We start from the raw sequence: 12,943 nt of genomic DNA, 5'->3' as shown, positions 1-12,943 counted from the left end.
AACTCAGGCCAGCTGCGTGATTTCCACGCTGACGCTGAGGGCGGAACCTCCTCCGCCGGAGAGGATGCCCTTCAGCGGCGGCACGTCACGGTAATCCCGGCCGCGGGCTACCGTGACGTGGAAGTCCCCTGCCGGTTTGTGGTTGGTAGGATCCCAGCTGCGCCAGTCACCATCCCACCACTCCAGCCAGGCGTGCGACTGGCCGGCTACAGTTTCACCGATGCCCGCGCTGGAACGCGGGTGCAGGTAGCCTGACACGTAGCGTGCCGGGATGCCACAGCTGCGCAGCGCACCTATGGCAAGGTGGGCAAGGTCCTGGCACACACCCTGCCGCTGGCCCCAGGCCTCTTCCGCATTCGTGGTGACCGCGGTAGAGCCGGACATGTAGGTCATTTCCCCGCGCATCCATTCAAAAACGGCCAGGGCGGCCTCGTGCGGGTTCTTCCCCGCCACCACGGTGGGAATGATACCCAGCACCTCGTCCCCGGGCCCGCTCAGCCGCGACTGCGGCAGCCAGTCGCTGAACGTGCTGAGCGTTTCGGGCGCTGCGAGGACATCCCAGCCGACGATGTCAGCCTCTGAAGGGATCTTTTCGGTCCGGTGCACCTCCACCAGAATCGTGGAGACCACCTCCAGGTGGTCGTGCGGCATCTGCATGTCGAAGGCTGTTACCCGGGTGCCCCAGTAATCGCGGTAGGTACTGACCGCCGCCTGGGACGGAGACACCTTGACCACGGATTCAAGGACCACCTGCTGGGAGTCGGTCAGCGGCGTCATCCGTGCCTCGTTGTAGGACAGGGTAACCCGCTTGTTGTACTTGTACGCCGTGCGGTGGTTGATGCTCAGCCGGGTCATGAAACTTCTCCCACCCAGGCCAGTTCGTCCGCCTGATTGAAGTACTTACGGGAAATGGCGTCGGATGCCTGTGCCACGGCCTTCTGCACCCGCTCCATGTGCTCGGGCAGTTCCGACATCAGGTCGTCTGTCCGGTGGAATTCGAGGAACGTCCGGGCCTGGCCCACGATGCGGCGGGCGTCGTTGATGAAGCCCACCCGCTGCGCTGACGGGTCCAGCTTTGCAAGGCACTCGTCGGCATCACGCAGGGCGTAGACAATGGAGCGCGGAAAGAGCCGGTCCAGCAGCAGGAATTCAGCCGCGTGCTGGTCCCCGAACGCCGCGCGGCGCGTTCGGAGGAACGATTCGTAGGCACCGGCGCACCGGAGCATGTTGACCCAGGACATACCCGCGGACAGGACATCCCGGGTGGACAGCATGCGCGCCGTCATGTCGGCGCGCTCCAGGGAACGTCCAAGGACCAGGAAGAGCCAGCTTTCGTCGTGGCTGACCGTGGTGTCCGCCAGGCCGCTGACCATCGCGGTGCGTTCCAGCGTCCAGTTGCAGAACCGGTACGTGCCCACCACGTCCTTGCGGTGCTGGCTGAGGCCGTAATACGTGGTGTTCAGGCTTTCCCACAGTCCGGACGACACGGTTTCCCGCGCCCGTCGGGCGTTCTCCCGGGCGGCCCCGAGGGAGCCGGCGATTGAGGTGGCGCTGGTCTTGTCGTAGGCCAGCGCGTGCAGCAGCTCGGGCAGGCCGAAGTCCTCGCTCTGGGGGCGGGCACCCATCACGGCCAGGAGTTCCTGGGCAACGCTCTTTCGTTCATCCATGGGCAGGTGGTTGAGCCGTTCCAGGTGGACGTCGAGGATGCGGGCCGTGCCATCGGCACGCTCCACATACCGGCCAATCCAGAATAGGGATTCGGCGATGCGGCTAAGCATGTGCGGCTACCTCCTGCACGCGGGAAAAGTCGGTAAGAAAAAAGGGCACGACGGCGGCGCGGTGGTTGACTGCGCCGCTCACTGCTGCTGCTCCGGCTGCCGGTCGCGCCAGTTGCTCTCCACCGGCCACACCGAGACCCGTTCCCGGACGGTAACCGAGGGACGCGGAACGGTCTCCACCGGCATCTGGGGCGAGTCGGCCAGGACCCAGGTGTCCTTGGACCCGCCGCCCTGGCTGGAATTCACGATCAGCGAGCCCTCCTTCAGGGCTACCCGCGTCAGCCCGCCCGGCAGCACCCAGACGTTGTCGCCGTCGTTCACCGCGAAGGGGCGAAGATCGACGTGCCGGGGCCCGAACTTGTCGCCGCTGAGGGTGGGGACCGTGGAAAGCTGCAGCACCGGCTGCGCGATCCAGCCGCGCGGATCGGCCACGATGCGCTGCCGCAGGGCCTCCAGCTCCTCCGGCGAAGCGTCCGGGCCTATCACCAGGCCCTTGCCGCCGGAGCCGTCCACAGGCTTCACCACAAGCTCGGAGAGGTTGTCCAGGGTGTACTCGCGGGCTTCCTTCTCTTCGAGGCGGTACGTGTCCACATTCGCGATCACGGGCTCCTCGTTGAGGTAGTAGCGAATCAGGTCAGGAACGTAACTGTAAACCAGCTTGTCGTCCGCAACGCCGTTGCCCACAGCGTTGGCAATGGTGACACCCCCGGCACGGGCTGCGTTGACAAGGCCCGGGCACCCCAGCATGGAGTCGGAGCGGAACTGTAGTGGATCCAGGAAGTCATCGTCGATGCGCTTGTAGATGACGTCCACGCGCTGTTCGCCGGCCGTGGTGCGCATGTAGACCCGGTTCCCACGGCAGATCAGGTCACGGCCCTCTACCAGTTCGACGCCCATCAGGCCTGCCAGCAGGGTGTGCTCGAAATAAGCGCTGTTGAAGACGCCCGGGGTCAATACCACCACGGTGGGATCGTCCACCCCGGCCGGTGCCGTCTTCCGCAGGGCCGACAGGAGCCGGCGCGGATACTCTTCCACCGGGCGGATGAGCTGCTGGCCGAACGCCTCCGGCAGGCCCTTGGCCATGGCGCGCCGGTTCTCCAGGACGTAGCTGACGCCCGACGGCACGCGGACGTTGTCCTCCAGGACCCGGAAGGTGCCCGCGGCGTCCCGGACCACGTCGATCCCGGAGATGTGCACGCGAACCCCGCCGGCCGGCTCGAAGCCATGGACCTGGCGGTGGAAGTGGGCACTGGTGGTCACCAGCTGGCGTGGGATCACACCGTCGGCCACTACCGTCATTTTGTCGTAGACGTCATTGAGGAAGGCCTCCAGCGCGCGCACACGCTGCGCCACGCCGCGCTCCAGGACATCCCATTCAGACGCCGGAATGACGCGCGGCACAATGTCCAGGGGAAACGGACGCTCCTCCCCCGCGAAATCGAAGGTCACGCCGCGGTCCAGGAAGGTGCGCGCCATCGAATCCGCGCGGGCGGTCACGTCCGCCAGTGAGAGCTTGCTCAGGGCGTCCGCAACCTGCCCGTAAGAGTCCCGGGGCTGCTGCCCGGGCGCAAACATCTCGTCGTAGGCACCGGTCTTGCCCGCGGCCGCGGAGTAATCCTGGAAAAGGTCTGACATGCGCAATAGCCAACCATCTTTTGGGTTCGATTTCATACTGCCCTCCACTCTGGCGTGTTGGCAGCCGGGCAGCAGTTCGTGCTTTAGGGACCTTATCCGGCACAGTAGTCAGGTGCCACTCAGCAGACGCTTACCGGCCGCCGGGCGGATGGTTTCCGGCCTCGGCTTCTCCGCTGCCGCCGTAACCGCGGCCTTCCTGGTCCATGGCCTGCTGCCCGCACTTCCGGCGATGACAGCAGCGGTGGTCCTCGGCGTGCTCGCGGCGAACCTGCCCGCGGTGGGGGCCTGGACCGCGGGCAGGGCGCGCCCCGGCCTGGATTTCGCCGGGAAGCACCTCATGCGGGCCGGCATCGTGCTGCTTGGCTTGAAGGTCAGCGTCATGGACGTGTTGGGACTCGGCTGGCTGGCCCTGCTGCTGATAGCGGCCGTGGTGGCTGCCGGGTTCGGTGGCACGTACCTGATTGCGCGCCTTTTCCGGCTTCCTGCGGAGACGTCCCTCCTGGTGGCCGCCGGGTTCTCCATCTGCGGGGCATCCGCGATCGGCGCCGTGGCAGCGGTGCGGCGGATCCGTCACACGGACACGGTGCTGCCGGTGGCCCTGGTAACCCTGTGCGGGACGCTGGCCATCGGCGTGCTGCCGCTGCTGGTGCACCCCCTGGGCCTCAGCGCCACGGTCTTCGGCGCCTGGGCCGGGGCGTCTGTCCACGACGTGGGGCAGGTGGTGGCCACGGCGCAAACCGCGGGGACCGCGGCCCTGGGGATCGCCGTCGTCGTCAAACTCACCCGGGTGCTGCTGCTGGCTCCGGTGGCCGCGGTCGCCGGCGCGCACCACCGGCTGAATCCGGCGCCCGGAGCCGCCGCCGCCGGAAGCCGGATGCCGCCGGTGGTGCCCCTGTTCGTGGTTGGCTTCGTGGCCATGGTGGCCCTCCGCTCCACCGGTATGCTGCCGGACAGCTGGCTTGCGGCGGGTGCGGTGGCACAGGACATCCTGCTGGCCGCCGCGCTGTTCGGCCTGGGATCCGCCGTGCGCATCCGGACGCTCCTCCACACGGGGGGCCGGGCGCTCCTGGCAGCTCTCGCGTCCTGGCTGCTCATAGCCGCCCTCGGGCTGGGGGCCGCGCTGCTGATCGCCGCCTGACCTGTGATTGGATAGCGGAGTGTCACTTGAGAATCTGAGCCGCAATGAGGCGGCCGATCGTTCAGCCCTGATCACCACCGCCGCCTACGACGTCTCCCTTGACGTGCGGCAGGCCCCGGACCCCGATACCGCCGGTTATCCGAGCCGGACCACCATCAGCTTCAGCGCGGCCGAGCCCGGCAGCACCACGTTCCTGGACTTCATCCACGGCGGCGTGCACAGCGTCGTCCTGAACGGGGAGCCGCTCCGGGTGGACGACGTAGTGGACGGGCCAAGGATCCGGCTGGATAACCTGCAACGGGACAACCAGGTCACCGTCACAGGCACCGCCCTTTACAGCCGCTCCGGGGAAGGCATGCACCGTTTCACCGATCCCGCGGACGGACAGTGCTACCTGTACACGCAGTACGAGCCGGCGGACGCGCGCCGCGTCTTCGCCAACTTCGAGCAGCCGGACCTCAAGGCATCCTTCACGTTCCACGTCACGGCACCGGCCGGGTGGGAAGTGGCCTCCAACGGCGGGCAGACGGCAAGGACCGCGCTGGCCGATGACCCCGCCGCTGCCCACTGGGACTTCGCACCCACGCTCCCCATGTCCACCTACATCACCACGGTGCTGGCCGGGCCCTACTTCAAGGCGCAGGACCGGTGGGAAGCCACCCTGGACGACGGCACCGCAATGGATGTTCCGCTGGCCCTCTACTGCCGGGCGTCCATGGCGGAATCCTTCGACACGGAGGAGCTGTTCCGGCTTACAAAGGACGGCCTGGAATTCTTCAACCGGCTCTTCGACTTCCCCTACCCCTGGGGCAAATACGACCAGGCATTCGTTCCCGAGTACAACCTCGGGGCGATGGAAAACCCCGGCCTGGTCACGTTCACCGAAAGCTACGTCTTCACCTCCCGCGCCACGGACGCCCAGTACCAGGGCCGCGCGAATACCCTTCTGCACGAGATGGCGCACATGTGGTTCGGCGACCTAGTGACCATGCAGTGGTGGGATGACCTATGGCTCAAGGAGTCCTTCGCGGACTACATGGGCACCCTTGGCGTGGACCGGGCCACCGGCTGGGACACGGCATGGGTGAACTTCGCCAACAAGCGCAAGGCCTGGGCCTACATGCAGGACCAATTGCCCACCACGCATCCCATCGTGGCGGACATCCCCGACCTGGAGGCCGCCAAGCAGAACTTTGACGGCATCACCTACGCCAAGGGCGCCTCCGTACTCAAGCAGCTGGTGGCCTACGTGGGCTTTGACGCCTTCATTGCCGGGTCCCGGGCCTACTTCCGCAGCAACGCCTACGGGAACACCACGCTGGCCGACCTGCTGGAGGCGCTCAGTGCGGCTTCCGGACGGGACTTGGGGACCTGGGCGCAGGAATGGCTCCAGACATCCGGTATCTCGACGCTCCGCCTCGAGGTCACAGAGGGCGGAACGGACGACGGCGTTATTGGCAGCGCGGCGATCGTCCAGGAGGCAACCGATCCGGTCACGGGACGGAACGTGCCGCGGGCGCACCGGGTGCGGATCGGTCTGTACGACGCCGACGCTGCCGGCGCGCTGGTGCGCACCGGCAGCGTCGAGACAGATGCGGCCGGGGCGTCCACACAGGTTACGGAGCTGGCCGGCCAACGGCGTCCGGCGCTGCTGCTGCTCAACGACGACGACCTCACCTACGCCAAGGTTCGGCTGGACCAGGCATCCCTGGCCACCGTCCGCAGCTCGCTGGACCGGATCCAGGACCCAATGGCCCGGGCGCTGTGCTGGACGGCCCTGTGGGATTCAACCCGGGACGGTGAAAGCCCGGCCCGGGACTACGTTGACGCCGTGGCGGCCTTCGCGCCCTCCGAAACGGGGATCGGCGTCCTGCTGACCGTCCTCGAAAACGCCACTGCCGCCATTGACCGCTATACGCCGGCTGCAGAGCGGGTTGCGGTGCGCGCATCCTTCCTGGCAGCGGCCTCTGCCCAGCTGGACCGCTCGGCGGCGGGCTCCGACCAACAGCTGGCCTGGGCCCGGACCCTGGCCACGCTGAGCCGCCGCGACGCTTCCGGGCTGGGGCGGCTGCGGGGGCTGCTCGACGGCTCCGCACCGATGGCAGGCCTGGCGGTGGACGCCGAGCTGCGCTGGCACTTCTGGCACGCCCTCGCGGCTAACGGCCGGGCCACCCGGGAGGAACTGGATGCGGAACTCGAGCGGGACACCACCGCCTCGGGCCGGGCCGGGCATGCAACGGCCCTGGCCGCACGACCGGACACCGACGTCAAAGCCGCTGCGTGGCAGGAGGCAGTACACGGGCACAGCCTGTCCAACCAGCTCCTCACGGCCACCATCACCGGCTTCAACACTGCCCCGGCAGCGCTGCTGGAACCCTTCACCGAGCCCTACTTCGACTGCCTGCGGACGGTGTGGGACGAACGCAGCATCGAGATCGCCGGCAGGATCGTCCGAGGACTCTACCCGCTGACCCAGGACATTGCCCCCGGGCAAGACCCGGCCGGGCACCCCGTCATCGTCCGGACAGACCGGTGGCTCGAAGCCAACGGCGACGCGCCCCGGGCGCTGCGGCGGATCATCCTGGAGCAGCGCAGCCACCTGCTGCGCGCGCTCACGGCGCAGGCCGGCGTCGTGCGTTCCACCCGCTGATCCCGGAAACGCGAAAGGCCCGCACCGTTGCCGGTACGGGCCTTCAGGAAGCTCGGTGGAAGCGGGTTACTTCTTGCCGCCGAAGCCCTTGAAGCGAGCGTTGAAGCGCTCGACGCGGCCTGCAGAGTCCATGATGCGCTGCTTGCCCGTGTAGAACGGGTGGGACTCGGAGGAAATTTCGACATCGATGACCGGGTAGGTGTTGCCGTCTTCCCACTCGATGGTCTTCGAGGAAGACACGGTGGAGCGGGTCAGGAACTTCGTGCCGGAAGCCAGGTCGTTGAAAACAACAGCTTCGTACTTCGGGTGGATCTCAGACTTCATAATGGGACCTTTGTTCGCACAACTGGATTTTGCCAGCTGCCAGGTATGAATGGGATAGCTGACCCTGCGCCGGCCGGAGCTTGGGCGGCAGGACAACCAGCTATCCATCATAGCGGATGCGTACGGCCCGGGCGAACGCTCAGTGCCGCGGGCGCAACTCCCAAAACGCCACCGCGGAAGCGGCGGCCACATTGAGCGAGTCCACGCCGTTGCGCATGGGGATCTTCACTGCGAAGTCGACGGCGGCGAGTGTACTTGCGCTCATGCCCGCCCCTTCTGTGCCGAGCACCAGCGCCAGCCTCTCCGGATCCTTTGCCGCGACGGCGTCCACGTCCTGTGCGTCTTCGGTGAGTTCGAGCGCGGCCACAGTGAATCCGTGGTCCTTGAGGACCTGGAGGTCCCCCGGCCAGCTTTCGAGGCGGGCCCAGGGCACCTGGAAAACAGTCCCCATGCTGACCCGGACGCTCCTGCGGTAGAGGGGATCCCCGCAACGGGGGGAAACCAGGACGGCGTCGATGTCCAGGGCGGCTGCGGAGCGGAAGATGGCGCCGACGTTGGTGTGGTCCACGATGTCCTCCAGCACGGCGACGCGCCGGGCGCCTTCGAGGAGCTTCGGCAGCGGAACCGGGGACGGCCGTTCCATCGCCGCCATCGCACCGCGGTGCAGGTGGAAACCGGTGATCTCCTCGAGCAGGCCCGCGCTGCCGACGAACACCGGCACGTCGGGGTGCGCTGCGAAGACGTCCTGCAGGTCCGCCAGCCACTTTTCGGCGAGGAAGAACGAGCGCGGCCGGTGGCCCGCGGCCAGGGCGCGGCGGAGCACGCGGGAGGACTCAGCAATGTACATGCCTTCGGCAGGTTCACGGAGTTTGCGGAGGTGGACGTCGGTGAGGCTGGTGTAGTCGGCCACGCGGGGATCGTCAGCGGACTCAAGGTGGTGGATTGTCACCGGGTGATTATGTCAGCAGCTTGGCGAGCATGACGCCCAGGGCGACCAGGCCCAGGGCGAAGATCACGGCCCGCAGTACCGTTGGCGAGAGCCGGCGGCCGATTTTCGCCCCGAGGACGCCGCCGATGCCTGAGCTGATGGCGATGAGCAGAACTACGGTCCAGTTGATCCGGTCGAACGCGAACAGCAGGTAGGACATCGCGGCCACCAGGTTCACGCCGAGCACCAGGATGTTCTTCATGGCGTTGGCGTTCTGCATGGTGCCGGTCAGGAAGACCCCAAGGATGCCGACCAGCAGGATGCCCTGGGCCGCCACGAAGTAGCCGCCGTAGACGCCGGCAAGGTACACCAGGACCACCAGCAGTACGCCGTGGCGCTTGTCGCGGACGGCGTGTTCGGGGTTTTCCTCCCGATTGCGCACCCAGGCCTGCAGCCGCGGCTGGAATACCACCATGAGCAGCGCCAGGACGATCAGGAACGGAGCGGCGTAGTGGAAGACCGCCTCCGGCAGATGCAGCAGCAGCCAGGCGCCGGAGATGCCGCCCAGCAGGGAGGCCGGCAGGAGCCGCATCAGTTGCCTTCCGCGGCCCTTCAGTTCACGCCGGTAGCCCACGGCACCGGAAATGCCCCCGGCCACCAGGCCCATGGCATTGCTCATGGAGGCGACCACCGGGGTAATGCCGAGCGCTATCAGCACCGGGAAGGTAACCAGTGTTCCCGAGCCCACCACGGCATTGATGGTGCCGGCCCACAGGCCGGCGATCGACACAACAGTGCCGCTGAAAAGGTCCACCTGCGTGCCGCTAACGGCGTGCGACGGCGGTGTAGCGGCCCGCGTTGACCGTTACATCCAGGTCAAGGCCGAAAGTCCGGCCCAGGTTCTCTGCAGTCAGCACCTCGGCGATGGGTCCGGTGGCCACGACGCCGGCGTCGCGGAGCAGCATGGCATGCGTGAAGCCCGGCGGCACCTCTTCCAGGTGGTGGGTGACCAGGACCATCGCGGGGGCAGCCTCGTCCATTGCCAGCTCGCTGAGCCGGCTGACCAGGTCCTCGCGGCCGGCGAGGTCGAGGCCGGCGCCGGGCTCGTCCAGGAGCAGCAGCTCCGGGTCCGTCATGAGGGCCCGGGCGATCTGAACGCGCTTGCGTTCGCCTTCGGAGAGTGATGCGAAGGTGCGGTTCAGCAGCGGCCCCATGCCCCAGTCGTTGAGCAGGCGGAAGGCGCGGCGTTCGTCGTCGCGCTCGTATCCCTCACGCCAGCGGCCGGTGACGCCGTAGGCCGCGGTGACCACCACGTTGAGAACCGTCTCGTGTTCGGGAATCTGGGTGGCCAGGGCGGCAGAGGACAGCCCGATGCGCGGACGGAGTTCGAAAACGTCCACGCGGCCCAGTGTCTCGTCGAGGATGCCGGCGGTGCCGCTGCTCGGGTGCAGCCGTGCTGCCGCGATCTGGAGGAGGGTGGTCTTGCCGGCGCCGTTGGGTCCCAGGATGACCCAACGTTCGCCCTCATTGACCTGCCAATCGACTTTGTCCAGCAGTGTCTTCTTACCTCGGACAACACTGACGGAGGCCAATTCCAGAACATCACTCATAGGAGTAGACACTAGGACAAAAGAGAGGGTGACTGATAACCGGTGCGGGGCGGTTCGGCACGGGGGGGTATGACCGCCGTCACGTCGGGGGGCGGGCTCCTCCATACCGCGCAATGATTTCAAGGCGCCGCTCCCCCGCTGGCTAAGATTGCAGGCATGACTTCGAACGTGACTGCGGTCAGCTACGGCTTGAAAATGACTCCCCCGGCGCTGGAGCAGCTGCGTTCCGCCTTGGCCGCCGGGGGCGCTGCGCTGCAGTCCGAGAGCACCGCCGGTGACGACCGATACCAGGTCCACGTCGCTGAGCTGGAGGTGGCGGATTCCACGACGTCCGGCCTGGCCGCGCTGCGGCGTGCGGTATCCGGTGCGGCACTGGCGGGCCTTGATACCGCGCTCGTCCCGACCGGCCTGCGGTCGGCTGCCCGAAAACTCCTGATCATGGATGTGGACTCCACTCTGATCCAGCAGGAGGTCATCGAACTCCTCGCAGCATATGCGGGCAAATTCGAAGAAGTGGCCGCTGTGACGGAGGCGGCCATGCGCGGGGAACTGGACTTCGCCCAAAGCCTGCACGCCCGGGTGGCCGTGCTCGCAGGGCTGCCCGCCGACGTCGTCCATTCCGTCCGGCAGGAAGTAAAGCTAAGCGAAGGGGCCGCCGAGCTCGTTGCCGCATTCAAGGCAGCCGGACACGTGGTTGCCGTAGTGTCGGGCGGCTTCAACCAGATCCTGGAGCCCATCGCCGGCGATCTGGGCCTGGACTACTGGCAGGCCAACGAGCTCGAGATTGTTGACGGCGCGCTGACGGGCAAGGTGCTGGGCGCCGTGGTGGACCGCGCTGCGAAGGAAAAGTACCTGCGCGAGTGGGCTGCCGACGAGGGCATTCCCTTGGAGCACACGATCGCGGTGGGCGACGGCGCCAACGACCTGGACATGCTGGGTGCCGCCGGCATCGGCGTGGCCTTCAACGCCAAGCCGGCCGTGCGGGCCGTCGCCGACGCAGCCCTCAACATGCCGTACCTGGACGCCGTCCAGCACATCGCCGGAGTCTGACCCCTTAACCGCGAAATGACACTTCGTGGCAGTGTCCGGGAGGAACATTGCCGCGAAGTGTCATCTCGCGGTTGGGTGGAAGCTGAGACCTACTGCGCGCCCTTGCCGAAGTAGTCTGCGCCGCCGGCGTACTCCGTGTGGCCGGACTCAACGTCTGCGGCAACCATGCCGGCCACCACTTGGGCGAACTCCTCCACGGAGTACAGCTTGCCGGCCTCTGCGCGGCGCGCTTCGATAGCGCCGGGGGCTGAACGGTCCAGCAGGGTGGCGGTGACGGTGCCTTCGATCATGTCGCCGGAGACCACAACCAGCGAGATGCCCTTGTCCGCCAGGTTGGGGACAAGCTCACGCAGGGCGTCCTCGCCCGCGCGCTTGCTGCGGGCCACCGGTTCATAGGCGTCCATGGTGGGCACGGTGTTGATGAAGTGGGCCTGGTGGCTGGTGACGAACACCACCCGGGAGCCCCCCTTCATCAACGGGACAGCGGCGTTGAGCATATTCACCTGGGCGTCGCGGTTGAGCTTGAGCGCATAGTCCTCGCCCATGCCGGTCTCCATGCCGCCGGAAGCGTTGAGGACCAGGATGTCCAGGGAACCGAAGTTCTCCATCGCTGCGCTGGCCAGCGCCTGGACGCCTTCCTGGGTGGTCAGGTCCGCTCCCACCGCCACGGCACGGCCACCGTCGGCTTCGATGCCCTGGACCACTTTGTTGGCGCGGGGCGCCTTCTGACGATAGTTGACGACGACGGCCGCGCCCTCGCCTGCGAGGATCTTGGCCACCTCGGCGCCGATTCCCCGGGAGGACCCGGTGACAATGGCGGTCTTGTTATCCAGCAGTCCCATGCATACTTCCTTTGTTCTAAACGTCCAATTCGCTGTTGCTCTGCAGACCATCATGCCAGCGCACAGCAGTGATTCCGTTGTCCGGGTCCAACAAAGAAGCCCGGCCGGGCTAGTTTCCTGGAAGACTCCTAGTGGCCCATGCCCAGGCCGCCGTCCACGGGGATGACCGCGCCGGAAATGTAGGCTGCCTCGTCGCTGGAGACCCAGCGGACCACGTTGGCAACCTCGGACGCTTCGGCGAAACGGCCAGCGGGGATGCTGGAGAGGTAATCCTTCTGGGTGGCCTCCGGGAGCTCAGCGGTCATGTCCGTGTTGATGAAGCCCGGCGCCACCACGTTCGCCGTGATCCCGCGGGAGCCGAGCTCGCGCGTCAGGGACCGGGCGATACCCACCAGGCCTGCCTTGGAGGCGGAGTAGTTGATCTGGCCAGGCGCGCCGTACAGGCCGGAGACGGAGGAGATGAGGACGACGCGGCCCTTGCGCAGCCGGATCATGCCTTTGGAGGCCCGCTTGATGACGCGGAAGGCCCCGGTGAGGTTGGTGTCGATCACCGACGTGAAGTCATCCTCGCTCATGCGCAGCAGCAGCGTGTCCTTGGTGATGCCCGCGTTGGCGACCAGGACCTCCACCGGACCGTGGGCGGCTTCGACCTCCTTGAACGCGGCGTCCACGGATGCCTCATCGGTAACGTCCGCCTTGACACCCAGGATGCCCTCGGGCAGTTGCGTTTCACTGCGGTAAGTCACGGCTACCTTGTCGCCATTGGCCAGGAAGGCTTCCGCGATGGCCAGTCCGATGCCGCGGTTACCGCCGGTGATCAGGACGCTGCGGGGGGCGGAAACTGCTTCAGTCATTGACGGACTCCGGTTCTCTGCGGCATGCGGCGCCGCGGTAGCAAGGTGGTGTTGGGACTGCCTCCGATCTTAGCGAACGCCCGGGACCGGGTTTGGGTGCCACTGCCGTTGGTGAGAGAATTAATCCAAGCCTT

General features: G+C 66.9%; 12 protein-coding genes. 3 read left to right on the top strand and 9 right to left on the bottom strand.

Going from position 1 to position 12,943, the window contains the following annotated elements; genetic code table 11:
* Positions 1-3 precede the first annotated feature (3 nt).
* The 3 genes from ACIQC0_RS07580 to ACIQC0_RS07570 form a co-directional block, all read right to left on the bottom strand.
* The gene (locus ACIQC0_RS07580; protein ID WP_377215845.1) at positions 4-855 is read right to left on the bottom strand and encodes a transglutaminase N-terminal domain-containing protein; all 852 of its coding nucleotides are present in this window, start codon (positions 853-855) and stop codon (positions 4-6) included.
* A complete protein-coding gene (locus ACIQC0_RS07575) occupies positions 852-1,778 on the bottom strand; it encodes an alpha-E domain-containing protein (RefSeq protein WP_066275749.1) in 927 nt (308 codons plus the stop codon). The genes ACIQC0_RS07580 and ACIQC0_RS07575 overlap by 4 nt, the downstream gene beginning before the upstream one ends.
* A gap of 78 nt (positions 1,779-1,856) precedes the next feature.
* The gene (locus tag ACIQC0_RS07570; protein ID WP_400533866.1) at positions 1,857-3,413 is read right to left on the bottom strand and encodes a circularly permuted type 2 ATP-grasp protein; all 1,557 of its coding nucleotides are present in this window, start codon (positions 3,411-3,413) and stop codon (positions 1,857-1,859) included.
* 112 nt (positions 3,414-3,525) lie between these two features.
* Here ACIQC0_RS07570 and ACIQC0_RS07565 point away from each other — a divergent pair, with 112 nt between their 5' ends.
* Positions 3,526-4,551 carry a YeiH family protein gene (locus ACIQC0_RS07565; protein ID WP_377215843.1) on the top strand — a complete coding sequence of 342 codons (1,026 nt, stop codon included), beginning with the start codon at positions 3,526-3,528 and terminating at the stop codon, positions 4,549-4,551.
* Between the two features lie 19 nt (positions 4,552-4,570).
* Entirely contained in the window at positions 4,571-7,201 is a 2,631-nt protein-coding gene (gene pepN / locus ACIQC0_RS07560; RefSeq protein WP_400533862.1) for an aminopeptidase N, read from the top strand.
* A 66-nt stretch (positions 7,202-7,267) separates the two neighbouring features.
* Here pepN and ACIQC0_RS07555 read toward each other — a convergent pair whose 3' ends face one another.
* The 4 genes from ACIQC0_RS07555 to ACIQC0_RS07540 form a co-directional block, all read right to left on the bottom strand.
* Positions 7,268-7,525, bottom strand: a complete 258-nt coding sequence (locus tag ACIQC0_RS07555; protein ID WP_076803010.1) for a type B 50S ribosomal protein L31 — start codon at positions 7,523-7,525, stop codon at positions 7,268-7,270.
* A gap of 139 nt (positions 7,526-7,664) precedes the next feature.
* Positions 7,665-8,474: a TrmH family RNA methyltransferase gene (locus tag ACIQC0_RS07550; protein WP_400533858.1), complete on the bottom strand. Its 810-nt coding sequence runs from the start codon at positions 8,472-8,474 to the stop codon at positions 7,665-7,667.
* 7 nt (positions 8,475-8,481) lie between these two features.
* Complete coding sequence (locus ACIQC0_RS07545) at positions 8,482-9,267, bottom strand: sulfite exporter TauE/SafE family protein (protein ID WP_400533855.1); 786 nt, start codon at positions 9,265-9,267, stop codon at positions 8,482-8,484.
* A gap of 10 nt (positions 9,268-9,277) precedes the next feature.
* A complete protein-coding gene (locus ACIQC0_RS07540; protein WP_400533852.1) occupies positions 9,278-10,063 on the bottom strand; it encodes an ABC transporter ATP-binding protein in 786 nt (261 codons plus the stop codon).
* A 156-nt stretch (positions 10,064-10,219) separates the two neighbouring features.
* On the opposite strand from ACIQC0_RS07540, the gene serB reads away from it, so the two are divergent.
* Positions 10,220-11,113, top strand: a complete 894-nt coding sequence (serB, locus tag ACIQC0_RS07535; RefSeq protein WP_400533849.1) for a phosphoserine phosphatase SerB — start codon at positions 10,220-10,222, stop codon at positions 11,111-11,113.
* An 89-nt stretch (positions 11,114-11,202) separates the two neighbouring features.
* Here serB and ACIQC0_RS07530 read toward each other — a convergent pair whose 3' ends face one another.
* Both ACIQC0_RS07530 and ACIQC0_RS07525 read right to left on the bottom strand, forming a co-directional pair.
* Positions 11,203-11,955, bottom strand: a complete 753-nt coding sequence (locus tag ACIQC0_RS07530) for an SDR family oxidoreductase (protein WP_400533846.1) — start codon at positions 11,953-11,955, stop codon at positions 11,203-11,205.
* A 128-nt stretch (positions 11,956-12,083) separates the two neighbouring features.
* Positions 12,084-12,809 (bottom strand): beta-ketoacyl-ACP reductase, encoded by a 726-nt coding sequence (locus ACIQC0_RS07525; protein WP_400533843.1) that lies wholly within the window; start codon positions 12,807-12,809, stop codon positions 12,084-12,086.
* Positions 12,810-12,943 lie beyond the last annotated feature (134 nt).

The organism is Pseudarthrobacter sp. NPDC092419 (assembly GCF_044755045.1).
In the GTDB taxonomy this organism is placed as follows: Bacteria; Actinomycetota; Actinomycetes; order Actinomycetales; family Micrococcaceae; genus Arthrobacter.
This window is presented reverse-complemented; position numbering and strand designations above follow the sequence as displayed.

Excerpts from the sequence above, each read along its gene's own strand:
- ACIQC0_RS07530 (WP_400533846.1), bottom strand. The coding sequence starts at position 11,955 with ATGGGACTGCTGGATAACAAGACCGCCATTGTCACCGGGTCCTCCCGG.
- ACIQC0_RS07540 (WP_400533852.1), bottom strand. The coding sequence starts at position 10,063 with ATGAGTGATGTTCTGGAATTGGCCTCCGTCAGTGTTGTCCGAGGTAAG.
- ACIQC0_RS07525 (WP_400533843.1), bottom strand. The coding sequence starts at position 12,809 with ATGACTGAAGCAGTTTCCGCCCCCCGCAGCGTCCTGATCACCGGCGGT.
- ACIQC0_RS07575 (WP_066275749.1), bottom strand. The coding sequence starts at position 1,778 with ATGCTTAGCCGCATCGCCGAATCCCTATTCTGGATTGGCCGGTATGTG.
- ACIQC0_RS07555 (WP_076803010.1), bottom strand. The coding sequence starts at position 7,525 with ATGAAGTCTGAGATCCACCCGAAGTACGAAGCTGTTGTTTTCAACGAC.
- serB (WP_400533849.1), top strand. The coding sequence starts at position 10,220 with ATGACTTCGAACGTGACTGCGGTCAGCTACGGCTTGAAAATGACTCCC.
- ACIQC0_RS07570 (WP_400533866.1), bottom strand. The coding sequence starts at position 3,413 with ATGTCAGACCTTTTCCAGGATTACTCCGCGGCCGCGGGCAAGACCGGT.
- ACIQC0_RS07580 (WP_377215845.1), bottom strand. The coding sequence starts at position 855 with ATGACCCGGCTGAGCATCAACCACCGCACGGCGTACAAGTACAACAAG.